We start from the raw sequence: 22,047 nt of genomic DNA, 5'->3' as shown, positions 1-22,047 counted from the left end.
AAACGCCCGGTTACATTCCGAACCCGGAAGCTAAGCCTCACAGCGCCGATGGTACTGCAGGGGGGACCCTGTGGGAGAGTAGGACGCCGCCGAACTCCTTTTACAGCTCCGGCTCTTGGGCATACGCCCGAGGGCCGGAGCTTTTTTGCGTTGAGGTAGGGTCAGGGGGCATCATCGGATCCTTTTCGCACAGGAGGCCCCCGGGTGGAGGTCCAGGAGACCCGTGTCCAGACGGACCGGGTCCTCACCATCCCCAACATCCTCAGCATGGCGCGGCTCGTCGGCGTACCCGTCTTCCTGTGGTTGATCCTCAGGCCGGAGTTCGGCGGCCCCAAGAGCGATGGCTGGGCTCTCCTCGTGCTGGCGTTCAGCGGGGTCAGTGACTATCTGGACGGCAAGCTCGCCCGCCGCTGGAATCAGATCAGCAGCCTCGGCCGGCTCCTCGATCCGGCCGCCGACCGGCTCTACGTGCTTTCCACGCTGCTCGGTCTCACCTGGCGGGAGATCCTGCCGGTCTGGGTCACCGCTCTGCTGCTGGCGAGAGAACTGGTTCTCCTGGTGATGGTGGGCATCCTCCGCCGGCACGGCTATCCGCCGCCACAGGTGAACTTCCTCGGGAAGGCCGCCACGTTCAACCTGATGTACGCCTTCCCGCTGCTGCTCCTCAGCGACGGCACTGGTTGGATCGCGTCACTCGCTGCCATTTTCGGATGGGCGTTCGCCGGATGGGGTACAACGCTCTACTGGTGGGCAGGAGTGTTGTACGTGGTACAGGTCCGCCGTTTGGTGCGCGCGGACGCCATGGCCGATTGAGCTCGGCGATTGCCCGAACGTAACGCCTCGATGGCCCGCGGTCGAAATGTGCGGGACAATCAAGACGGGTGAAGTCGGCTAGACCGTCATCTCTTGGAGGAGGACGCTTCCGACATGAAGGCCGTCGTGATGGCCGGTGGCGAAGGCACTCGCCTGCGCCCCATGACCTCGAGCATGCCCAAGCCTCTCCTGCCCGTGGCGAACCGCCCGATCATGGAGCATGTGCTTCGGCTGCTCAAAAGGCACGGGCTCAACGAGACCGTCGTCACCGTGCAGTTCCTGGCATCGCTCGTCAAGAACTACTTCGGTGATGGCGAAGAGCTCGGAATGGAGCTCACATATGCCAATGAGGAGAAGCCACTCGGTACCGCCGGAAGCGTCAAGAACGCCGAAGAGGCGTTGAAGGACGATGCCTTCCTCGTCATTTCCGGCGATGCCCTGACCGACTTCGACCTCACCGAGCTGATCAATTTCCACAAGGAGAAGGGCGCGCTCGTCACGGTCTGCCTGACGCGCGTGCCCAACCCGCTGGAGTTCGGCATCACCATCGTCGACGAAGAGGGCAAGGTCGAACGCTTCCTGGAGAAGCCGACCTGGGGTCAGGTCTTCTCCGACACGGTCAACACGGGCATCTATGTCATGGAGCCCGAGGTGTTCAACTACGTCGACCCCGACGTTCCCGTCGACTGGTCCGGCGATGTCTTCCCCCAGTTGATGAAGGAAGGCAAGCCCATCTACGGCTACATCGCCGAGGGCTACTGGGAGGACGTCGGCACCCACGAGAGCTATGTGAAGGCACAGGCGGACGTCCTCGAGGGCAAGGTCAACGTCGCCCTCGACGGCTTCGAGATCTCGCCGGGCGTATGGGTCGCCGAAGGGGCCGAGGTACATCCCGACGCCGTGCTGCGCGGGCCGCTCTACATCGGCGACTACGCGAAGGTCGAGGCCGGCGCGGAGATCCGCGAGCACACGGTCGTCGGCTCGAACGTGGTCGTGAAGAGCGGTGCCTTCCTGCACAAGGCCGTGGTGCACGACAACGTGTACGTCGGACAGCACAGCAATCTGCGCGGCTGCGTCGTCGGCAAGAACACCGACATCATGCGGGCCGCCCGGATCGAGGACGGCGCGGTCATCGGTGACGAGTGCCTGATCGGTGAAGAATCGATCGTTCAGGGCAACGTCCGCGTCTACCCGTTCAAGACCATCGAGGCCGGCGCCTTCGTCAACACCTCGGTCATCTGGGAGTCCCGCGGACAGGCCCACCTCTTCGGTGCCCGAGGTGTCTCCGGCATCCTGAACGTGGAGATCACACCGGAACTGGCGGTGCGGCTCGCCGGTGCGTACGCGACGACCCTCAAGAAGGGCTCGACGGTCACCACCGCGCGTGACCACTCCCGAGGCGCCCGGGCACTCAAGAGAGCGGTCATCTCCGCGCTGCAGGCCAGCGCCATCGACGTACGCGACCTGGAGAACGTGCCGCTGCCGGTGGCCCGGCAGCAGACCGCCCGCGGCAGCGCCGGCGGGATCATGATCCGTACCTCGCCCGGTGTGCCGGACTCGGTCGACATCATGTTCTTCGACGGCAACGGCGCGGACCTCTCGCAGGGCAGCCAGCGGAAGCTGGACCGGGTGTTCGCCCGCCAGGAGTACCGGCGTGCGTTCCCCGGCGAGATCGGTGACCTGTACTTCCCGGCGAGCGTCTTCGACTCGTACACCGGGTCGCTCCTGCGGAACGTCGACACCACCGGGATCGCGGAAGCGGGTCTCAAGGTCGTCGTGGACGCCTCCAACGGAAGCGCCGGGCTCGTGCTGCCCAGCCTGCTGGGCAAGCTGGGCGTGGACTCGCTGACCATCAATCCCGGTCTCGACGAGTCAAGGCCCACGGAGACGGCCGACATGCGCCGGAGCGGGCTGGTACGGCTCGGCGAGATAGTGGCCTCTTCAGGTGCCGCCTTCGGTGTGCGGTTCGACCCTGTCGGCGAGCGGCTGTCGCTCGTGGACGAGAAGGGCCGGATCATCGAGGACGACCGGGCGCTGCTGGTGATGCTGGACCTGGTCGCCGCCGAGCGGCGCAGCGGCCGGGTCGCGCTGCCGGTCACCACGACCCGGATCGCCGAGCAGGTGGCCGCCTACCACGGCACCCAGGTCGAGTGGACGACGACGTCGCCCGACGACCTCACGCGCGTGGGCGGCGAGGAAGGCACGATCTTCGGCGGTGACGGCAAGGGCGGCTTCATCGTGCCCGAGTTCAGCAGCGTCTACGACGGCACGGCGGCCTTTGTACGGCTGATCGGGCTGGTGGCGCGGACGCAGCTCACCCTGAGCCAGATCGACGCCCGGATCCCGCGTGCGCACGTCCACAAGAGGGACCTGGCCACTCCGTGGGCCGTCAAGGGTCTGGTGATGCGGCGCGTGGTCGAGGCGGCCGGGGATCGCTTTGTCGACACGACCGATGGTGTGCGGGTCGTGGAGACCGACGGGCGCTGGGTGATGGTGCTGCCCGACCCCGCCGAGGCGGTCACGCATCTGTGGGCCGAGGGGCCCGACGACGCGTCCGCGCAGGCGCTGCTGGACGAGTGGGCGGCCGTGGTGGACAGCGCGGGCCGGTGAGGCCGGTGACGGTGGACGGTTCCCGGAGCGCGGCCGCCGGCTCCTGACGGTCGGCGGCCCGCTCCGGGAGGGCGAAAACCACCGCACGCGCGCGTGCCGGACAAGTGTCCCCAAGGGGGCCTGTCCGGCACGCCGGTGGGGCCATTCGGAGGTACTGCTCGCGACATGCGACGATGTGCGGCATGCCGCAGCAACCCCCCGTTCGGAGCAGCCCCACGCGGCCGTCGCGTCCGGACGCCTCCATGTCGTTGATCACCAACGTCATGGACCACAGCCTCGACGACGGGTATGCCGAGGCCGCGGCCCGGAGGAAGACGCAGGGCGAGGGCGGGCTGCCGAAGACCCTCCGCGCGAAGCTGGGCCTGGCGGCCGGTCTAGTCCTCGCCGCGCTGGTCGTGACCCTCGGGGCGGCGCAGGCGCGGGTGGCGGCCCCGGTGGTGGCCAAGGAGCGCCAGGAGCTGATCGACCGCATCGACACCGAGACCTCGGCCGCTGACCGGCTCGAGGGCTCCGTGGACAAGCTGCGCGACGAGGTCGGGGCACGGCAGCGGGCGGCGCTGAGGTCGAGCGGCGGCAGCTCCGAGGCGGATCTGGTGGGCCTGCTGTCGGGCGCCACACCGGTGCACGGGCCCGGCGTCCGGCTCGTCGTGAACGACGCCAAGGAGGCCGCGGGCGGCGGCGAGGGGAGCAACCCGCGGGAGACCTCGGGCTTCTCCGACACCGGACGGGTGCGCGACCGGGACATGCAGCGCGTGGTCAACGGGCTGTGGGCCTCGGGGGCCGAGGCCGTCTCCATCAATGGCCAGCGGCTGACCGCCCTGTCCGCGATCAGGGCCGCGGGTGACGCGATACTGGTCGACAACAAGCCGCTGGTGCCGCCGTACACGGTGCTCGCAGTGGGGGACGGTCAAAAGCTCGGCACCCGGTTCCAGGACAGCCCCGACGGGCTGTATCTGCACGCCCTGAGGGAGAACTACGGCGTCCGCGCCACCATCTCCACGGAGGGCGACATCCGTCTGCCCGCCGCACCGAGTGTGATCGTACGAACCGCACAGCCGCACGCCGACACAACTGAGAAGGGCACATCGTGATCGCCGTACTGGGCCTCGTCGTGGGAGTCGTGGCCGGCCTGTTGGTCCGGCCCGAGGTTCCGGCGGTCGTCGAGCCTTACCTGCCGATCGCCGTCGTCGCGGCGCTGGACGCCGTCTTCGGTGGTCTGCGGGCCATGCTCGACGGGATCTTCGACGACAAGGTCTTCGTCGTGTCGTTCCTGTCGAACGTGGTCGTGGCCGCCCTGATCGTCTTCCTGGGCGACAAGTTGGGCGTGGGCGCCCAGCTGTCCACGGGCGTCGTCGTGGTCCTCGGTATCCGTATCTTCTCCAACGCCGCGGCGATCCGGCGGCACGTGTTCCGGGCGTGAGGGCGATGAGCGACGAGACCGGCCGGAACGGCCAGGACGAACAGAACCAGAACCCGGAGAGCGGCCCCGAGCGGAACGGCCCGGAGCGTCCGGACGCCGCTGACGGCCGCGGCGGCCGGGAGCCGCGGCCGGAGAACGGTCTGCGCAGGGAGCTGCCCGCCGAGGTCCCCGCCCCGGCGCCCGGTGCCGGGCAGACGCCGGGGGAGCGGCCCGAGGAGCCGGTGACCGGCCGGCAGCGGCTGGCCGAGGGATTGTGGCCGCCGCGTGTCACCCGCGCCCAACTCATCGTCGCCGTGCTGCTGTTCGGCCTCGGTTTCGGCCTCGCCGTGCAGGTGGCGTCGAACAGCGACAGCGACAGCGCGCTGCGCGGGGCGCGGCAGGAAGATCTTGTTCGCATCCTCGATGAACTTGATTCGCGTACTCAGCGTCTTCAGGACGAGAAGCAGGGACTGGAGAAGCAGAGTCAGGAGTTGCAGAGCAGCTCCGACCAGGCCGCGGAGGCGCGCAAGCAGACCGCCGAGAAGGAGAGACAACTCGGCATTCTCGCGGGCACCGTGGCGGCGCAAGGTCCCGGCATCACCATGACGATCGAGGACACGAAGGGGGCGGTCCAGGCGGACATGCTGCTCGACGCGATCCAGGAGTTGCGCGCGGCCGGTGCCGAGGCGATCGAGGTCAACGGAGTGCGAGTGGTCGCCAACACCTACCTCACGGACTCCGGTGATTCGGTGAGCGTCGACGGGAACAAGATCAACGCCCCCTATCGTTTCAAGGTCATCGGCAAGCCGCAGGACCTGGAGCCGGCGCTGAACATTCCCGGAGGCGTGGTGCAGACCCTGGAGAAGGAGCAGGCCACGGTGATCGTCGAACGGTCCGACAAGATCGTCGTGGACGCCTTGCGGCACGTGAAGCGGCCTGACTACGCTCGGTCGTCCTCCCAGTGAACCGGTGGTGCATGGGGGACGTCAGGCAGGGGCATGAGGTTGCGGGGGGTCGGCGCACCGAAGAGGTGGCGCGTGGTGGAAACTGTCTGGTGGTTACGGACGTTGTGAAGATGTCCGGCTCGGCCGGTGTAGGCAATCAGGGTTCGTCCTGCCCCACGGGCGGGTCTGTTTCGGTCAAGGGGAATCGCCCGTGAAGTTGTTTGCGAAGTTGTTCGGCAAGAGCGCGCGAGAGGGCAGCGACAACGCGACCGCTCGCCATCGCGCCCAGCCTGACCAGGAAGGACAGCGTCCGCTGTTCCGTGACCAGGTCGCTGGTCCGGGCGGTGACATTTCGGGTGGTCAGGGCGCGGCGTCTGTTGACCCTGCCCAGTCCGGCGGCATAGGTTTCGGGCAACCGTCAACCTCAGGTGCGGGTGGAGGGTTTGCCTCCGGTCCGTACGCGTCCAACGCCCCGGGTGGGCAGCCGCGGCAGGAGGATCCGTCGATGTCGGCCCTGGTGTGTACGAGGTGCGGTAACCGCAACGCGGAGAACGCTCGCTTCTGCTCCAACTGCGGTGCGCCGCTGCGTCCCGGTGTGGCGCCCGAGCGCGCCTCCGAGACGACGTCCACGATCTCGATCTCGGGTATCGAGGCCTACGAGGCGGAGGCGACCGGCCAGACCCCGCTGCCGATGCTGTCGCCCGAGGCGCAGGCCGCGGTGGACGCGCTGCCGCTGGGCTCGGCGCTGCTGGTGGTGCGCCGCGGCCCGAACTCGGGCAGCCGCTTCCTGCTGGACAGCGACCTGACCACGGCCGGACGCCACCCGCAGAGCGACATCTTCCTGGACGACGTGACGGTCTCCCGTCGGCACGTGGAGTTCCGGCGCTCCCCGGACGGCTCGTTCACCGTGGCCGACGTGGGCAGCCTGAACGGCACGTACGTCAACCGGGAGCGGATCGACCAGGTCGCCCTGTCGAACGGTGACGAGGTGCAGATCGGCAAGTACCGGCTGGTGTTCTACGCGAGCCGGCAGGGCATCTGACCCGCCCCCGGACCGGCGTCCGGGGGGAACCCCAGGGAAGGTCCATGCTTCACACACCGAGCGGCGGTGCCGGAAGCGGTACCGCCGCCAGGGACAGCGGGCTGATGAGCATCGGCGCGGTGCTGAACGCGTTGCACGACGAGTTCCCCGAGGTCACCATCTCCAAGATCCGTTTTCTGGAGGCCGAGGGGCTCGTCGAGCCGCAGCGGACCCCGTCGGGGTACCGCAAGTTCAGCCCCGGGGACGTCGAGCGCCTCGGCCATGTCCTGCGGATGCAGCGGGACCACTATCTGCCGCTCAAGGTGATCCGCGAGCACCTCGACGCGATGGAGCGAGGCGAGGCCGTCCCGCTGCCCCTGGTGGGGCGGCAGCGCACCGGGGACGACGTGCCCGTGCGGACCGAGGGGCCCACGGTGGCCCGGGTCGGCCGGGCCGAGCTGCTCGCGGCGGCTGACATCGACGAGGGCGAGCTGAAGGAGTGGGAGTCCTACGGGCTCCTCGCTCCGCTGGCGGACGGGGCGTACGAGGCCGAGGCCGTCACCGTGGCCGCGCTCGTCGCCGCGCTGGGCCGGTTCGGCATCGAACCGCGCCACCTCCGGGTGATGAAGGCCGCCGCCGACCGGGAGGCCGGCCTCGTCGACCAGGTGGTGGCTCCGCTCAGGCGGCACCGCAATCCGCAGACCAGGGCACATGCCGAAGCCCGCACGAAGGAGCTGGCGGCGCTCGCGGTGCGGCTGCACGCGGCTCTGGTGCATACCGCCCTCGGTGTGCGGCTGCCCTGAGGCTGAGTGCCGGGGGCGGCCGGATCGGCCACCTGTTCCCGGCCCGACTACCCAAACATCCCGGGCACGGCCTAGGGTTGCTGTGTGAACGAGCTCGATGTCGTAGGTGTCCGGGTCGAAATGCCCTCCAACCAACCGATCGTGCTCCTGCGCGAAGTGGGGGGCGACCGTTACCTCCCCATCTGGATCGGACCGGGGGAGGCGACGGCGATCGCTTTCGCCCAGCAGGGCATGGCGCCCGCGCGACCGCTGACCCACGATCTGTTCAAGGACGTGCTGGAGGCCGTCGGCCAGGAGCTGACCGAGGTGCGCATCACCGATCTGCGGGAAGGCGTCTTCTACGCGGAGCTGGTCTTCGCCAGCGGCGTCGAGGTCAGTGCCCGTCCTTCCGATGCCATAGCGCTGGCCCTGCGCACCGGGACGCCGATCTACGGCAGTGACACGGTGCTGGACGACGCGGGTATCGCCATTCCGGACGAGCAGGAGGACGAGGTGGAGAAGTTCCGCGAGTTCCTCGACCAGATCTCGCCCGAGGACTTCGGCACCAGCAGCCAGTGAGCGGCGGACGCGGCGGCCGGCTCGGCGGAACGAGGGCCGGCCACCTGGCGTGTGCGCCCTGGAGCGCGGCAAATGCCACCGGCCATTGAGAGCGTCCTACGGCCCGGCGCGAGCGCATTCGGCTAGCCTTTCCCCGCGGTGGGGCACGGAAAACCACTCCTAGGGTGATTATCACTCGGCGTGCCGAGTGTGGCGATCGTTGACGCACCCCTGGTGACTGCCTACCGTCGAGAAGGCAGGTCAAGGACGGAGGTCGGCGTGAGAACGAGCGGCGACGGTACGGCTGGGGGTGCCCCCGGACACGGTCTGGGGGAGAGCGGTCCGTACCCTTCCCCGAGCTCTCAGCTGCGTTCGAACAGGGGTCATCCCCATTCCGGCAGCGCGGTCGACAACGCTCCGCAGCGACCGACGGCGGTGCCGAACGGCGGAGGGGCGGCGTCCATGACGTCCGAGGAGATCGGCTACCGCGGGCCCACGGCCTGCGCGGCCGCCGGCATCACCTACCGGCAGCTCGACTACTGGGCCCGTACCGGCCTCGTCGAGCCGAGTGTGCGGCCCGCGTACGGGTCGGGCACCCAGCGTCTGTACAGCTTCCGGGACGTCGTCGTCCTGAAGATCGTCAAGCGGTTCCTCGACACGGGTGTCTCGCTGCAGAACATCCGCACGGCCGTCCAGCACCTGCGGGAACGCGGTTTCCGCGACCTGGAGCGGATGACGCTGATGAGCGACGGGGCGACCGTGTACGAGTGCACCTCGCCGGACGAGGTCCATGCCCTGCTCCAGGGCGGTCAGGGCGTCTTCGGGATCGCGGTGGGCGTGGTGTGGCGGGACGTGGAAAGCGCGCTCTCCCAGCTGCACGGTGAGCGCGTCGACACGGGCGAGACCCTCGTCGGTCACAACCCCGCGGACGAGCTGGCGCGGCGCCGCAACCGCGCGGTCTGACCTCCTCGCCGGGTGGGTGCGCCCGGGGCGCACCCGCATTGTCAGTGCCGTGGTGCAGCATCGGAGATGTGAGAAACGCGCCCACGATCCTGCATCTCGACATGGATGCCTTCTTCGCCTCGGTGGAGCAGGCGTCCAAGCCGAGCCTGCGCGGGAAGGCGGTCGTCGTGGGCGGGCTCGGACCGCGCGGGGTGGTGGCGACCGCGTCGTACGAGGCCCGGGTGTTCGGGGTCAACTCGGCGATGCCGATGGCGCAGGCGCGCCGGAGGGCCCCCAACGCCGCCTATCTGGTGCCGCGCTTCACCGTGTACCGGTCGATCAGCGAGCAGGTGATGGCGCTGCTGAGGGAGCTGTCGCCGCTGGTGGAGCCGCTCAGCCTGGACGAGGCGTTCGTGGATCTGGAGGCCGGGGGGACGGCCTGGGACGAGGAGTCGGCGCGGCTGGCCGGGGTGAAGCTGCGCGCGGACATCCGGGCGGTCACCGGGCTCACCGGGTCGGTGGGGCTCGCCGCCTCCAAGATGCTCGCGAAGATCGCCTCCGAGCAGGCCAAGCCGGACGGCCTTGTGCTCATCGAGCCGGGGACCGAGCGGGCACTGCTGGCGCCGATGACGGTCCGGACGCTTCCGGGGGTCGGGCCGGCCACAGGGGACCATCTGCGCAGAGCCGGGATCACCACGGTCGAGGAGCTGGCCGAGGCGGGGGAGGACGAGCTGGTCCGGCTGCTCGGCAAGGCGCACGGGCACGCGCTGTACGCGATGGCCCTGGCGCACGACGATCGGCCCGTGGTGGCCGAGCGGGAGGCCAAGTCGGTGTCGGTCGAGGACACCTACGACGTGGACATCCACGACCGGCTGCGGGTGGCCCTCGAGGTGCAGCGGCTGGCCGACCGCTGTGTGGGGCGGCTGCGCGGTGCCGGGCTGTCGGGGCGGACCATCGTGCTCAAGGTGCGGCGGTACGACTTCTCGACGCTCACCCGTTCCGAGACGCTGCGGGGGCCGACGGACGATCAGGCGGTGATCCGGGAGGCGGCCGCGCGGCTGCTGGAGGCGGTGGACACGACGGGCGGGGTGCGGTTGCTCGGTGTGGGGGTGACGGGGCTAGCGGACTACACCCAGGAGGACCTGTTCGCGCAGGCGGCGCAGCCGCAGTCCTCGGGGGCGGTGCAGGCGCCGCCGGTGGACGCCGTGGCCGAGGTGGTGCCGGTGCCGGAGGAGCCCCCCGAGCGGCACTGGCGCGCGGGTCAGGACGTGCGGCACGCGGAGTACGGGCCCGGTTGGGTGCAGGGCAGCGGGCTGGGGCGGGTCACCGTTCGGTTCGAGACTCCGCAGTCCCCTCCCGGGCGGGTGCGGACGTTCTCGGTCGGGGATCCCGCGCTCGAGGTGGGTGAGCCGCTGCCGCTGGTCCTGGACCCGGGCCCGGCCCGCTCGCCCATCCGTCCCACCCCGCCGAGCGGTGCTCCCCACGAGGCTCCGCCCCGGACCGCGGCAGAAGCCGCCGCGCCGACCGCCGGTGGACGGGCGACTCCGGGGGAGACGGCGGACGGCCAGGTCGCCGTGCCGGGCAACGGCTGACGCACGGTTCCGCCCCGGGCCCCGGCGCGCGTACCGCGAGGGTGCCGCCTGCCGGTGGACCGCCCGCGACGGAGCCGAGCGTTCGCGGACGGGCGGCCGAGGACGTGCGGAGCCCGGCGCGCGGGGTGCCGTGGACGCTTTCGGATGGGTGGGTGGGAGAGGGAGGGTGCCGGGGTCAGGGTTCTTCCGAGCCTGCCAGCTTGCCGAAGTCGTGATCGGGGAACGCGTGGGGCGGGGCCACGTCGAGGCCGTAGTGGTGGTAGAGCTGGAGTTCCTGCTCGGGGGAGAGATGGCGGCCGACGCCGAAGTCGGGGGCGTCCTTGATGAGCGCGCGCTCGAAGGGGACCCGGAGGACCCCCTCGATCAGTTCGCTGGGCTCCAGGGGGACGAAGGCGTCCCGGGAGAACAGGCCGGTGCGTATGGCCGCCCACTCGGGCACGCCGGTGGCGTCGTCGAGGTACACCTCGTCGATGGTGCCGATCTTGGTGCCATTGCGGTCGAACGCCTTGCGGCCGATCAGGTTGCGCGGATCGATGTCGGTCAGCACGGTCCCTCTCCCTCCACGTGGTCGCAACTCATCCGTAAGCACTACAAAAGAGCACATTCAAGGAGGCGGCCACTCGAAGCCCCGGGCGTTGACCTCGCTGGTAGGCTGACAGCGGCTGCTGACCCCGTGCGGGAGAGTCCTCCGACCACCGTCGGAGGCGCCGAAGGAGCAAATCCTCCCCGGAATCTCTCAGGCCCACGTACCGCACGGACGAGGTCACTCTGGAAAGCAGGGCGGATGTCGACGGCGTCCGCCCTCACCGACGGTGAAAGCCGGCGTCCACGGACGTCCGGTGAAGCTCTCAGGTTGAGATGACAGAGGGGGAGGCCGTCGGGGTATCCGTACCGGGGTGCCCCTCGAAGGTCGCGTCAGACCAGGAGGCCTCCGCAATGACCGCCCATCGCACCCCGCTCGCCGAGCTCGAAGCCGGCATTCCCTTCGAGCAGCGCCACATCGGCCCCGACCACGAGGCGCGGGCCAAGATGCTCGCGCACGTCGGCTACGGCTCCCTCGACGACCTGACCGCCGCCGCGGTCCCGGACGTGATCAAGAACGCCGACGCGCTGGACCTGCCGGGTGCCCGCACCGAGGCCGAGGTGCTCGCCGAGCTGCGCTCGCTCGCCGACCGCAACCAGGTCCTCGGCTCCATGATCGGGCTCGGTTACTACGGCACCTTCACCCCGCCGGTCATCCTGCGCAACGTCATGGAGAACCCGGCCTGGTACACCGCCTACACGCCGTACCAGCCGGAGATCTCCCAGGGCCGTCTGGAGGCCCTGCTGAACTTCCAGACGATGGTCGCCGAGCTGACCGGCCTGCCCACCTCCGGCGCCTCCCTGCTGGACGAGGGCACCGCCGCCGCCGAGGCGATGTCGCTGTCCCGGCGCATGGGCAAGAACAAGAAGGGCCTCTTCCTGATCGACGCGGACGCGCTGCCGCAGACGATCGCCGTGATCGAGACCCGTGCCGAGCCGACCGGTGTCGAGGTCGTCGTCGCCGACCTCAGCGACGGCATCCCGGCCGACATCGCCGCCCGTGAGATCAACGGCGTTCTGCTCCAGTACCCGGGCGCCTCCGGAGCCGTACGCGACCTCAAGCCGGTCATCGACCGGGCGCACGAGCTGGGCGCCCTCGTCACCGTCGCCGCCGACCTGCTGGCCCTGACCCTGCTGACCTCGCCGGGCGAGCTCGGCGCGGACATCGCCGTCGGCACCACCCAGCGCTTCGGCGTGCCGATGGGCTTCGGCGGTCCGCACGCCGGCTACATGGCCGTCCACGAGAAGTTCGCGCGCAGCCTGCCCGGCCGCCTCGTCGGTGTCTCCGTCGACGCCGACGGCCACAAGGCCTACCGCCTCGCGCTCCAGACGCGTGAGCAGCACATCCGCCGTGAGAAGGCCACCAGCAACATCTGCACCGCGCAGGTCCTGCTCGCGGTGATGGCCGGCATGTACGCCGTCTACCACGGCCCCGAGGGACTGCGGACCATCGCCCGCCGCACCCACCGCTACGCCTCCCTCCTCGCCGCGGGCCTGCGCGCCGGCGGGATCGAGATCGTCCACGGCGCGTACTTCGACACGCTCACCGCGCGCGTCCCCGGCAGGGCCGCCGAGGTCGTCGCCGCCGCCCGGGACAACGGGGTCAACGTGCGCGCGGTCGACGCCGACCACGTCTCCGTCGCCTGCGACGAGACCACCAACCGCGCGCAGCTCGCCGCCGTCTGGTCCGCCTTCGGTGTGGACGCCGACATCGAGGCGCTGGACGCGACGGCCGAGGACACCCTGCCCGAGGCGCGGCTGCGCACCGACGACTACCTGACCCACCCGGTCTTCCACGAGCACCGCTCCGAGACCGCGATGCTGCGCTACCTGCGCAAGCTCGCCGACCGCGACTACGCGCTCGACCGCGGCATGATCCCGCTGGGCTCCTGCACCATGAAGCTCAACGCGACCACCGAGATGGAGCCGGTCACCTGGCCCGAGTTCGGCCAGCTGCACCCCTTCGTGCCCGCCGAGCAGGCCGAGGGCTACCTCACGCTCATCCGCGAGCTGGAGGATCGTCTCGCCGAGGTCACCGGCTACGACAAGGTCTCGCTCCAGCCGAACGCCGGTTCGCAGGGCGAGCTGGCCGGTCTGCTGGCCGTCCGCGGCTACCACCGGGCCAACGGTGACGAGCAGCGCACCATCTGCCTCATCCCGTCCTCCGCGCACGGCACCAACGCGGCGAGCGCCGTGATGGCCGGCATGAAGGTCGTCGTCGTCAAGACCGCCGACGACGGCGAGATCGACGTCGAGGACCTGCGCGCCAAGATCGAGAAGCACCGTGACGAGCTGTCCGTGCTGATGATCACCTACCCGTCGACGCACGGTGTGTTCGAGGAGCACGTCGCCGACATCTGCGCGCAGGTGCACGAGGCCGGCGGTCAGGTCTACGTCGACGGCGCCAACCTCAACGCGCTGGTCGGCCTCGCCAAGCCGGGCCACTTCGGCGGTGACGTCTCCCACCTGAACCTGCACAAGACCTTCTGCATCCCCCACGGTGGCGGCGGCCCCGGCGTCGGCCCGGTCGCGGTCCGCGAGCACCTGGCGCCGTACCTGCCGAACCACCCGCTCCAGCCGGCGGCAGGCCCCGAGACGGGCGTCGGCCCGATCTCGGCGGCGCCGTGGGGCAGCGCGGGCATCCTCCCCATCTCGTGGGCGTACGTCCGCCTGATGGGCGGCGAGGGCCTCAAGCGCGCCACCCAGGTCGCCGTGCTCTCGGCCAACTACGTCGCCAAGCGCCTCGAGCCGCACTTCCCGGTTCTCTACACCGGTCCGGGCAACCTGGTCGCGCACGAGTGCATCATCGACCTGCGCCCGCTGACCAAGGCGACCGGCGTCAGCGTGGACGACGTGGCGAAGCGCCTGATCGACTACGGCTTCCACGCGCCGACGATGTCCTTCCCGGTGGCCGGCACGCTGATGATCGAGCCGACCGAGTCGGAGGACCTCATCGAGCTGGACCGTTTCTGCGACGCGATGATCGCCATCCGCGCGGAGATCGAGAAGGTCGGCGCCGGCGCATGGCCGGCGGAGGACAACCCGCTGGTCAACGCCCCGCACACCGCTGCCGCGCTCGGCGGTGAGTGGACGCACGCCTACAGCCGCGAGGATGCCGTCTTCCCGGCCGGCGTCTCGGCCGCGGACAAGTACTGGCCGCCGGTGCGCCGTATCGACCAGGCCTTCGGCGACCGCAACCTGGTGTGCTCCTGCCCCCCGCTGGACGCCTACGAGGACTGAGCGAACCGACGGTGAAGGCCCCGCCCGGATTCCGGGCGGGGCCTTCGGGCTTCCTACGCCGTCGCCAGCGCGACCTCGGTGGACTTGATCAGGGCGATGACGTCGGAGCCCACGAAGAGCCCGAGGTCGCCGGCCGCGTCCTTGGTGATCGCGGCGGTGAGTTCGCCCCCGGCCATGGAGACCTTCACGGTGGCCATGACCTCGCCGAGCAGGAGCTGGGTGACCGTACCCGGGACCTGGTTGCGGATCGACAGGCCCTCGGTGCGGCTGGTGGAGAGGGCGACCTCGGTCGACTTCACCAGGGCGCGCACCTCGGAGCCCGGGGCGAGGCCGAGCTCCTCGACGGCCTCCAGCGTGATGGCCGCCGTGAGGTTCTGCCCGCCGGCCAGCCGGACTTTCACGGTCGCCATGACCTCACCCGGCCGCACTTCGGTGACGGTGCCGGGAAGCTGATTGCGGATGCTCAGAGTCATGGGCCCTCACCGTAGTGGGGGAGGGCTTTCAGGCCGGGTATGCGTGCGTCTGCGTCGCCTTGACCGTCGCCCAGACCGGTGCACCCGGATGGAGGTCGAGTTCGGCGGCGGCGACCGTGGTGAGGTCCGCGGCCAGGGGCAGCTCACCGGAGAGGTCGGCGCGGATCTGGTCGCCGTGGGTCTCCAGACCGGTGACCTCGCAGCGCCACAGGTTCCGTGCGCTCGCGCCCGTGGGCCGGTCGCGGAACAGGGTCACGGCGGAGGGCGGGAACGCCACGAACACCGGCCCGGACAGGTCCTCCGTGGTGGTGATCGAGGGCCCGGCGTCGAGCCGTACCGTGTGCCGGTCGGCCCGTCCCCGGTAGAGGTTGAGGCCGACGAGCTGGGCGATGTAGTCCGTGCGCGGATGACGGGCGATGTCGGAGGGGGTGCCCTGCTGGACGACCCGGCCGTGCTCGACGACCACCAGCCGGTCCGCGAGCACCATGGCGTCCAGCGGGTCGTGGGTGACCAGCACGGCGACCGCCTCGAACTCGGCCAGGTGGCGGCGGAGCTGGGCGCGGACCTCCAGGCGGGTGCGGGCGTCCAGTGCGGCCAGCGGCTCGTCCAGCAGCAGCAGCCGGGGGCGGGTGGCCAGGGCGCGGGCGACCGCCACGCGCTGGGCCTGGCCTCCGGAGAGCCGGCGGGGCTTGGCGGCGGCGTGGTCGGCGAGCCCCATGCGCGCCAGCCACGCGGCGGCCTGCGCGCGCGCCTCCGCCCTGCTCACGCCCTGGCAGCGGGGGCCGAAGGCCACGTTGTCCAGCGCGGACAGGTGCGGGAAGAGCAGGTAGTCCTGGAAGACGACGCCGACCGGACGGTCCTCCGGGGGCGTGCGCTCCAGGGCCGTGCCGTCCAGGCGCAGGTGTCCGCCGGTGAGCGGGACGAGGCCGGCGAGGGCGCGCAGGGCCGTGGTCTTGCCCGCGCCGTTGGGGCCGAGGAGGGCGACGACCTCCCCGGGGACGGCCGTCAGGGCCACGTCCAGGCGGAAGGCGGAGCGGTCGACGACGAGGTGGGCGTCCAGACCGGCACTACGTGCGGGCGGCTCCTGCGGCGGGGCGGCGGCCACGGAGGGTTCCCGTACGGGTGCCGCGTCCCGCCCTCCGGTGGGCTCGGCGTCGCCCGCTGTCTTGGAGAACGGATTGCTCATGATGTCGTCATCCAACGGTCCCGCAGGCCGGCCAGTACCGCGATGGACACGGTCAGCAGGACCAGGCTCAGGGCGATGGCGGCCTCCGGGTCGTTCTGCAGGGCGAGGTAGACCGCCAGGGGCATGGTCTGGGTGCGGCCGGGGAAGTTGCCGGCGAAGGTGATCGTGGCGCCGAACTCGCCGAGGGCGCGTGCCCAGGCCAGCACGGAGCCCGCCGCGACACCGGGGGCGATCAGCGGCAGCGTGACCCGGCGGAACGCGGTGAACCGGGACGCGCCGAGCGTGGTTGCCGCCTCCTCGTAGCGCGGGTCGGCCGCGCGCAGCGTGCCCTCGACGCTGATGACCAGGAACGGCATCGCGACGAACGCCTCCGCGATCACCACGCCCGCGGTGGTGAAGGGCAGCGTGATCCCGAACCAGGCGTCCAGCCACTGGCCGACGACACCGTTGCGGCCGAGGGCCAGGAGCAGGGCCACACCGCCGACCACGGGAGGCAGGACCAGGGGGAGCGTCACCAGGGCGCGCACGAGACCGCGGCCGGGGAACTCGGTGCGGGCCAGCAGCCAGGCCAGCGGCACGCCCAGGACGAGACTCACCGCGGTGGCGGCGGTGGCGGTGATCAGGGACAGCTGCAGCGCCTGCCACACCTCGGGGCTGGTCAGCTGTTCCGGCAGGCTGCGCCAGGGCGCCCGCAGCAGCAGCGCGAGCAGCGGCAGCAGCAGGAACACCAGAGCGAGCACACCCGGCAGGAGCAGTGGCAGGGGCACCCCGCGCCGGCCCCCCGTGCCGGCGCGGCGGCGCCGCGGCCGGCCCGTGCGGGGGCCGGCCGCGGCGCCGGGTTCGTGCAGCGAGGTCACGGCTTGAGGAACCCGGCCTCGCTCAGCACCTGCTGGCCCTCGGCGGACTGCACGAGGGCGATGAACGCCTTGGCGGTCTGCGCGTGCTCGGCGTTCTTCAGCAGGGCGATCGGGTAGTCGTTGATGGCCTTGGCCGACTCGGGGAACTCCACGCCCTCCACCTTGCCACCCGAGGCCTTCACGTCGGTCTTGTAGACGACGGCCGCGTCGGCCTCCTTCAGCTGCACCTTGTTCAGGGCGCCCTTGACGTCCTGCTCGTAGGAGACCGGGGTGAGCTTGAGGTTGCTGGCGTCGAGGGCCTTCTGCGCGGCGGCGCCGCACGGCACCGTCTTGTCGCACAGGACGACCTTGAGACCGGACTTGGTGAGGTCCTTCAGGGAGGCCACCTTGTGCGGGTTGCCCGGCACGGTGGCGATCTCCAGCTGGTTGCGGACGAAGGTGGCCGGAGTGCCGACCGCGTCCTTCTTATCCGTCACGATCGCCATGGTCTTGGGGCTCGCGGCGGCGAAGACGTCCGCCGGGGCGCCGCTGGTGATGCTCGCGGCGAGCGCGTCGCTGCCGCCGAAGTTGAAGCTGACCTTGGTGCCCGGGTGCTGCTTCTCGAACTCCTTGCCCAGCGTCGTGAAGCTCTCCTTCAGGGAGGCCGCCGCGAACACGGTGACCGTGCCGGAGAGCTTCGGCGAGGCCGACGTGTCCGACTTCCCGGAGGCGTCGGTGGCGTTGTCGGAGTCGGACGAGGAGGAGCAGGCGCTGAGTGCCATCAGGGCGGCGGCTCCCGCACCGGCCAGCTGCAGCATCCGGCGGGTCCGGCGCACGGAACGGGTCTTCACGGATCTACTCCTCGGGTTCTGTGGATCAACTGTCGCGCCCTGCCGGCCGGACGATCGGCCGCGCGCCGATGATACTGCCGCATCTGCCAGGAGTAAGTCTCCTGTCGCATCGCATGAGCTGCATACTCACCGTTCGTAGCTTGCATGTGCGTTTGTACGGCACTCCCGGGCGGGTACGGTGCTGCGGGAGGTGGTCGACGGTGACGCTCGCGGAACTCGCCCTGACCGGCGATCTGGTACGACCCGCCCGGCTGACCGTGCCGCAGCTGCTGCGCTGGCCGCAGCACCGTGCGGAGGTCAGCTTCGAGTGCGCGACCAGTGGCATCCAGCACCACCGGTTCGCCGGGCCGCGCCTGTACGACGTACTCCCCGACGCCGGCCCGGGGTTCGATCCGGGGCGGCGCAAGGACAGGCTGCGGTTCCTCATCGCGGTCACCGGCACCGACGGCCACCACGCGGTGCTGTCCTGGGCCGAGATCGACCCGGACTTCGCCGACGCGCCCGTACTGCTGGCGGTCTGCGTCGACGACACCCCGCTGGACGCCGCGGGGCCTCAGCTGGTCCTGCCGCAGGACCGGTGCGGAGCCCGGCACATCAGCGGGATCACCGCGATCCGGGTGGACGGCGGGTACCGCTTCGAGCCGGACGGACCGCGCGGGGCGGCTCTGCGGCGTCCAGCGCCAGCCACACCCGGTCACGCGTCAGCGGCAGCTCCGTGAACCGTACGCCCGTCGCGTCCCGCAGGGCGTTGGCGAGGGCGGGGGCGACCGGGTTGAACGGGCTCTCGCTCATCGACTTGGCGCCCAGCGGCCCGATCGCGTCGGACGTCTCCATGAAGTGCACCTCGGTGCGCGGCACGTCGGCGTACTGGGGGAGCCGGTAGCGGCGGAAGGCTGCGGTGTCGACGGCGCCCCGCTCGTCCAGCCGTACCTGTTCGAAGAGCGTGGCGCCGAGCGCCTGGGCGACCCCGCCCTCGACCTGACCCCGGCACTGCATCGGGTTCATCACCTTGCCCGCGTCGGCGGCGTGCACGCTGCGCAGGACGCGGATCTCGCCGCTGCCGGGGTCGACCGCGACCCGGAACCAGTGCGCGTTGAAGGCGACCGAGCGCGGGGTGCCGCCGAAGTGCCCGTCGGCGGCCAGTTCCAGGCCGACCGCGCGGGAGGCGGCGTACATCTCCTTCAGCAGAAGCCGTCCCCCGGGGTGCAGCACCGCCTCCTCGGCGAGCCGGCAGCCGGCGCGCGGGACGCCCAGGTGGGCGGCGGCGAAGTCCAGCAACTGGTCGGCGAGGGCCCGGGAGGCACGCAGTGTCGCCTTGCCCGCCACCACCGTGCCGGTGGAGGCGAACGCGCCGGTGTCGTGCCGTACGACATCCGTGTCCGACTGGCGGATGGTGATCCGGTCGACAGTGGTGGCGAGTTCACCGGCGGCGATCTGCTGGTGCACGGTGGTGGTGCCGTTGCCGAACTCGGCGGTGCCGACGGCCAGGTCGAATCCGCCGTCCGGCAGCAGGGCCGCCCTGGCGTCGGCGAGGTGACCGCCGGGCGGTCCGGTCGCGATCATCGCCAGGGCCGCGCCCTCGCCGACCAGCCAGCCCTCCGGTGCGGGGGCCGCGGGCTCCGCCTGGGCCCGGCGCACTATGGACAGGCACCGGTCGAGGCCGTAGCTCGCGATGTGCAGGTCCTCCTCGTGGCCGCCGGGGGTGAGCATCGGCTCGTCCGGGCCGATGATGTTGCGCGCCTTGAACTCCAGCGGGTCCAGGTCCAGCCGGCGGGCGAGTTCGTCCAGGGCGGACTCGACGGCGAACAGCACCTGGCCGAGACCGTAGCCGCGGAAGGCGCCCGCCGGGACGGTGTGCGTGTAGACCGAGTAGGCGTCGACCTTCTTGTGCGCGGCGCGGTAGACCGCCATGGACTCGCCGACGCTGTGGAACATCACGGCCGGACCGTGGTTGCCGTACGCGCCCGTGTTCGCGACGACGCGCAGCCGCAGGGCGGTGAGGGTGCCGTCGCGGCGGGCTCCGGCCCGCACCCGGATGGTGAAGGGGTGCCGGGTGGTGGCGCCGTGGAACTGCTCGGCGCGGGTGTACTCCAGCTTCACCGGGCGGCGCAGCGTCAGTACGGCGAGCGCGACGACGTCCTCGACCAGCATCTCCTGCTTGCCGCCGAAACCGCCGCCGACGCGGCCCGCGACCACCCGGACCCGCTCCGGGGGCAGGTCGTACAGGGCGCACAGGGCGCGGCGGGTGAGGAACGGGGTCTGGGAGCTGGTGCGGACCGTGAGCCTGCCGTCCTCGTCGATCCAGGCGACCGCGCCGTGCGTCTCCAGGCTGGCGTGCTGCACCCGCTGGGTGCGGTACGTCTCCTCGTACACCACGTCCGCCTCGGCGAAGCCGGTGTCCACGTCGCCGATCTCGCCGTGCGCCTCGCCGACCACGTTGGATTCCGGGCGGGCGATCCGGGCGGTCGCCGCGTCCTTGTCGTGCACGACCGGCGCCCCCGGCCGCATGGCCTCCTCCGGGTCCAGGACGGCGGGCAGCACCTCGTACGACACCTCGACGCGGCGGCAGCCCTCCTCGGCGGCGGCCTCGCTGTCGGCGACGACGGCCGCGACACGCTGGCCGATGTAGCGCACGGTGTCGTCGAGGACGCGGGTGTCGTCCGGGTCCTCCTCCGGGCGCTCGTGCCGGGCGGTGGAGAAGTGCCGCTCCGGGGCGTCCCGGTGGGTGAGGACCGCGTGCACGCCGGGGACGCGCAGGGCGGCGGAGGTGTCCACGGCGAGGATGCGGGCGTGGGCGTGCGGGGAGCGCAGCAGCTTCATGTGCAGCAGCCCGGGCACGTCGACGTCGAAGGTGTAGCGGGCGGTGCCGGTGACGACCTGGGGTCCGGCCGGGGCGGGCAGGCTGCGGCCGACGGTCTCGCCGGGTGCCGGCTCCTCCACGTTCTTCACCCCGCGCACGGCGTCCTCGATGGCCCGGTAGCCGGTGCAACGGCACAGGTTGCCCTTGAACGCCCTGGGCAGATCGGCGAGTTGGTCCGGGCGGAGGGCGGCGGTGGTCATCAGGAAGCCGGCCGTGCAGAAGCCGCACTGGAAGCCCTGCGCGTCGAGGAACCTGCGCTGGACGGGGTGGAGTTCGCCGTCGGGTGCCGCCAGGCCCTCGACGGTGGTGACCTCGCGGCCGTCGGCGCGGAAGGCCGGGTAGAGGCAGCTGTGCACGGGCTCGCCGTCGACGTGGACCGTGCAGGCGCCGCAGTCGCCGGCGTCGCAGCCCTTCTTCACCCCGAACCAGCCGCGTTCGCGCAGGTAGGTCCGCAGGCACTGGCCGGGGCGCGGTTCCTCGTCGAAGGACCGCCCGTTGACGCCGATCCTCATCGCCGCTCCTCCTCGGCCAGTTCCCGGCGGATCTCCTCGGCCAGCCGGAAGGTCATGTGGCGCCGCCACGCGGGCAGCCCGTGAATGTCGTCGAACCACTCGCCGTCGGCCACGGCGGCCTCGATCGCCGCCCGGAGCGTCCCGGCGTCCGGCGGCAGCGCGAACCAGAGCCGGACCGGGCGGACGGTGGCGGCGGTCACGGTGACCGCCACCGAGTGGTCGACGGGATCGAGGGTGCCGATGACGAGAACGGCCGAACGTCCCAGGACGTACAGCGACGCCTGACGGAACGCCGTACGGCAGGCCAGGGCCCGGTCGGGCAGGGTGACCGAACGCAGCAGTTCACCCTCGGCCAGGTCCTTGCGGCCGGCCCCGGTCACGAAGTCGGCGACCCGGACCCGGCGTCGTGAGCCGTCCTGGGCGACGAGCAGACAGGTGCCGTCGAGGGCGGCCGTCAGGGAGATCATCGGTCCGGCCGGCAGGGCGTTGCACAGGTTGCCGCCGACCGTGGCCATGTTCCAGATCTTGAACGAGGCGAGGAAGGCCCGGCAGCACTGCTCGAACAGGGGTGCCGCGGGGGCGAGCGACGTCCTCGCGTACCGGGACAACTGGGCGATGGTGCAGGTGGCGGCGACCTCCAGCGAGCCGTCCGGGCGGCGGTCCACGGGGGTCCAGCCCATGCGGCTCAGGTCCACCAGCCGGCGCAGACGCGGCTGCGGCTCGGAGAACAGGTACGTCCCGCCGCCGAGCCAGGCGTCGCCCGGCCGCCAGGGGGCGGACCGCCTGGCATCTCGTATCTCGGCCACCGTGTTCAGGTCCATGGCCGGAAGTGAACCAACCGGGCAC

Annotated in this window: 19 protein-coding genes, 1 rRNA gene and 1 riboswitch; of the genes, 13 read left to right on the top strand and 7 right to left on the bottom strand. The window is 71.1% G+C overall.

The features are described from left to right. From rrf to ACF08B_RS35980, 11 genes are all read left to right on the top strand, one after another. A 5S ribosomal RNA gene (gene rrf, locus ACF08B_RS36030) occupies positions 1 to 95 on the top strand; the annotation flags it as partial. Between the two features lie 109 nt (positions 96 to 204). Continuing rightward, positions 205 to 813 (top strand): CDP-alcohol phosphatidyltransferase family protein, encoded by a 609-nt coding sequence (locus ACF08B_RS36025; protein ID WP_392321250.1) that lies wholly within the window; start codon positions 205 to 207, stop codon positions 811 to 813. A gap of 114 nt (positions 814 to 927) precedes the next feature. Then, positions 928 to 3,423: a mannose-1-phosphate guanyltransferase gene (locus tag ACF08B_RS36020; RefSeq protein WP_123438583.1), complete on the top strand. Its 2,496-nt coding sequence runs from the start codon at positions 928 to 930 to the stop codon at positions 3,421 to 3,423. A gap of 173 nt (positions 3,424 to 3,596) precedes the next feature. Further along, positions 3,597 to 4,514: a DUF881 domain-containing protein gene (locus tag ACF08B_RS36015; RefSeq protein ID WP_392321249.1), complete on the top strand. Its 918-nt coding sequence runs from the start codon at positions 3,597 to 3,599 to the stop codon at positions 4,512 to 4,514. After that, the gene (locus ACF08B_RS36010) at positions 4,511 to 4,843 is read left to right on the top strand and encodes a small basic family protein (RefSeq protein ID WP_003988855.1); all 333 of its coding nucleotides are present in this window, start codon (positions 4,511 to 4,513) and stop codon (positions 4,841 to 4,843) included. The genes ACF08B_RS36015 and ACF08B_RS36010 overlap by 4 nt, the downstream gene beginning before the upstream one ends. Positions 4,844 to 4,848: 5 nt before the next feature. Then, entirely contained in the window at positions 4,849 to 5,787 is a 939-nt protein-coding gene (locus tag ACF08B_RS36005) for a DUF881 domain-containing protein (protein WP_392321248.1), read from the top strand. A 190-nt stretch (positions 5,788 to 5,977) separates the two neighbouring features. Further along, positions 5,978 to 6,808: an FHA domain-containing protein gene (locus ACF08B_RS36000; protein WP_218137930.1), complete on the top strand. Its 831-nt coding sequence runs from the start codon at positions 5,978 to 5,980 to the stop codon at positions 6,806 to 6,808. A gap of 44 nt (positions 6,809 to 6,852) precedes the next feature. Then, positions 6,853 to 7,590 carry a MerR family transcriptional regulator gene (locus ACF08B_RS35995; protein ID WP_392321247.1) on the top strand — a complete coding sequence of 246 codons (738 nt, stop codon included), beginning with the start codon at positions 6,853 to 6,855 and terminating at the stop codon, positions 7,588 to 7,590. A gap of 84 nt (positions 7,591 to 7,674) precedes the next feature. Then, complete coding sequence (locus ACF08B_RS35990) at positions 7,675 to 8,148, top strand: bifunctional nuclease family protein (protein WP_026253112.1); 474 nt, start codon at positions 7,675 to 7,677, stop codon at positions 8,146 to 8,148. Positions 8,149 to 8,406: 258 nt separating this feature from the next. After that, positions 8,407 to 9,090: a MerR family transcriptional regulator gene (locus ACF08B_RS35985; RefSeq protein WP_392321246.1), complete on the top strand. Its 684-nt coding sequence runs from the start codon at positions 8,407 to 8,409 to the stop codon at positions 9,088 to 9,090. A gap of 68 nt (positions 9,091 to 9,158) precedes the next feature. After that, positions 9,159 to 10,661 carry a DNA polymerase IV gene (locus ACF08B_RS35980; protein WP_392321245.1) on the top strand — a complete coding sequence of 501 codons (1,503 nt, stop codon included), beginning with the start codon at positions 9,159 to 9,161 and terminating at the stop codon, positions 10,659 to 10,661. Between the two features lie 175 nt (positions 10,662 to 10,836). Here the strand turns inward: ACF08B_RS35980 and ACF08B_RS35975 are convergent, their stop codons facing one another. Beyond that, positions 10,837 to 11,208, bottom strand: a complete 372-nt coding sequence (locus tag ACF08B_RS35975; protein ID WP_392321244.1) for a PRC-barrel domain-containing protein — start codon at positions 11,206 to 11,208, stop codon at positions 10,837 to 10,839. A gap of 119 nt (positions 11,209 to 11,327) precedes the next feature. Further along, positions 11,328 to 11,423, top strand: a riboswitch (glycine riboswitch). A 174-nt stretch (positions 11,424 to 11,597) separates the two neighbouring features. Between ACF08B_RS35975 and gcvP the strand changes: the two genes are divergently transcribed. Next, positions 11,598 to 14,483, top strand: a complete 2,886-nt coding sequence (gene gcvP / locus ACF08B_RS35970; RefSeq protein ID WP_392321243.1) for an aminomethyl-transferring glycine dehydrogenase — start codon at positions 11,598 to 11,600, stop codon at positions 14,481 to 14,483. Between the two features lie 53 nt (positions 14,484 to 14,536). Here the strand turns inward: gcvP and ACF08B_RS35965 are convergent, their stop codons facing one another. From ACF08B_RS35965 to modA, 4 genes are read right to left on the bottom strand one after another with little or no spacing between them, the layout of a single operon-like run. Beyond that, on the bottom strand, positions 14,537 to 14,956 hold the full coding sequence (locus ACF08B_RS35965; RefSeq protein ID WP_392321242.1) for a molybdopterin-binding protein: 420 nt from the start codon (positions 14,954 to 14,956) through the stop codon (positions 14,537 to 14,539). A 28-nt stretch (positions 14,957 to 14,984) separates the two neighbouring features. Beyond that, positions 14,985 to 16,142 carry an ABC transporter ATP-binding protein gene (locus ACF08B_RS35960; RefSeq protein ID WP_392321241.1) on the bottom strand — a complete coding sequence of 386 codons (1,158 nt, stop codon included), beginning with the start codon at positions 16,140 to 16,142 and terminating at the stop codon, positions 14,985 to 14,987. Continuing rightward, complete coding sequence (locus tag ACF08B_RS35955) at positions 16,139 to 16,999, bottom strand: ABC transporter permease (protein ID WP_093479298.1); 861 nt, start codon at positions 16,997 to 16,999, stop codon at positions 16,139 to 16,141. The genes ACF08B_RS35960 and ACF08B_RS35955 overlap by 4 nt, the downstream gene beginning before the upstream one ends. Beyond that, on the bottom strand, positions 16,996 to 17,796 hold the full coding sequence (gene modA, locus ACF08B_RS35950) for a molybdate ABC transporter substrate-binding protein (RefSeq protein WP_392321254.1): 801 nt from the start codon (positions 17,794 to 17,796) through the stop codon (positions 16,996 to 16,998). The genes ACF08B_RS35955 and modA overlap by 4 nt, the downstream gene beginning before the upstream one ends. A 233-nt stretch (positions 17,797 to 18,029) precedes the next feature. Between modA and ACF08B_RS35945 the strand changes: the two genes are divergently transcribed. Further along, a complete protein-coding gene (locus tag ACF08B_RS35945; RefSeq protein ID WP_392321240.1) occupies positions 18,030 to 18,548 on the top strand; it encodes a molybdopterin-dependent oxidoreductase in 519 nt (172 codons plus the stop codon). Here ACF08B_RS35945 and ACF08B_RS35940 read toward each other — a convergent pair. Together ACF08B_RS35940 and ACF08B_RS35935 are read right to left on the bottom strand one after the other, a co-directional pair. Continuing rightward, on the bottom strand, positions 18,433 to 21,201 hold the full coding sequence (locus ACF08B_RS35940) for a molybdopterin-dependent oxidoreductase (RefSeq protein ID WP_392321239.1): 2,769 nt from the start codon (positions 21,199 to 21,201) through the stop codon (positions 18,433 to 18,435). The two genes, ACF08B_RS35945 and ACF08B_RS35940, sit on opposite strands and share 116 nt — an antisense overlap. Then, entirely contained in the window at positions 21,198 to 22,022 is an 825-nt protein-coding gene (locus ACF08B_RS35935) for an FAD binding domain-containing protein (protein ID WP_392321238.1), read from the bottom strand. The genes ACF08B_RS35940 and ACF08B_RS35935 overlap by 4 nt, the downstream gene beginning before the upstream one ends. Positions 22,023 to 22,047: the final 25 nt, after the last annotated feature.

Source organism: Streptomyces sp. NPDC015139, from assembly GCF_043079785.1.
Classification (GTDB): Bacteria; Actinomycetota; Actinomycetes; order Streptomycetales; family Streptomycetaceae; genus Streptomyces; species Streptomyces albidocamelliae.
This window is presented reverse-complemented; position numbering and strand designations above follow the sequence as displayed.

Excerpts from the sequence above, each read along its gene's own strand:
- ACF08B_RS36020 (WP_123438583.1), top strand. The coding sequence starts at position 928 with ATGAAGGCCGTCGTGATGGCCGGTGGCGAAGGCACTCGCCTGCGCCCC.
- ACF08B_RS36015 (WP_392321249.1), top strand. The coding sequence starts at position 3,597 with ATGTGCGGCATGCCGCAGCAACCCCCCGTTCGGAGCAGCCCCACGCGG.
- ACF08B_RS36005 (WP_392321248.1), top strand. The coding sequence starts at position 4,849 with ATGAGCGACGAGACCGGCCGGAACGGCCAGGACGAACAGAACCAGAAC.
- ACF08B_RS35995 (WP_392321247.1), top strand. The coding sequence starts at position 6,853 with ATGCTTCACACACCGAGCGGCGGTGCCGGAAGCGGTACCGCCGCCAGG.
- gcvP (WP_392321243.1), top strand. The coding sequence starts at position 11,598 with ATGACCGCCCATCGCACCCCGCTCGCCGAGCTCGAAGCCGGCATTCCC.
- ACF08B_RS35965 (WP_392321242.1), bottom strand. The coding sequence starts at position 14,956 with ATGACTCTGAGCATCCGCAATCAGCTTCCCGGCACCGTCACCGAAGTG.
- ACF08B_RS35960 (WP_392321241.1), bottom strand. The coding sequence starts at position 16,142 with ATGAGCAATCCGTTCTCCAAGACAGCGGGCGACGCCGAGCCCACCGGA.
- modA (WP_392321254.1), bottom strand. The coding sequence starts at position 17,796 with ATGCTGCAGCTGGCCGGTGCGGGAGCCGCCGCCCTGATGGCACTCAGC.
- ACF08B_RS35940 (WP_392321239.1), bottom strand. The coding sequence starts at position 21,201 with ATGAGGATCGGCGTCAACGGGCGGTCCTTCGACGAGGAACCGCGCCCC.
- ACF08B_RS35935 (WP_392321238.1), bottom strand. The coding sequence starts at position 22,022 with ATGGACCTGAACACGGTGGCCGAGATACGAGATGCCAGGCGGTCCGCC.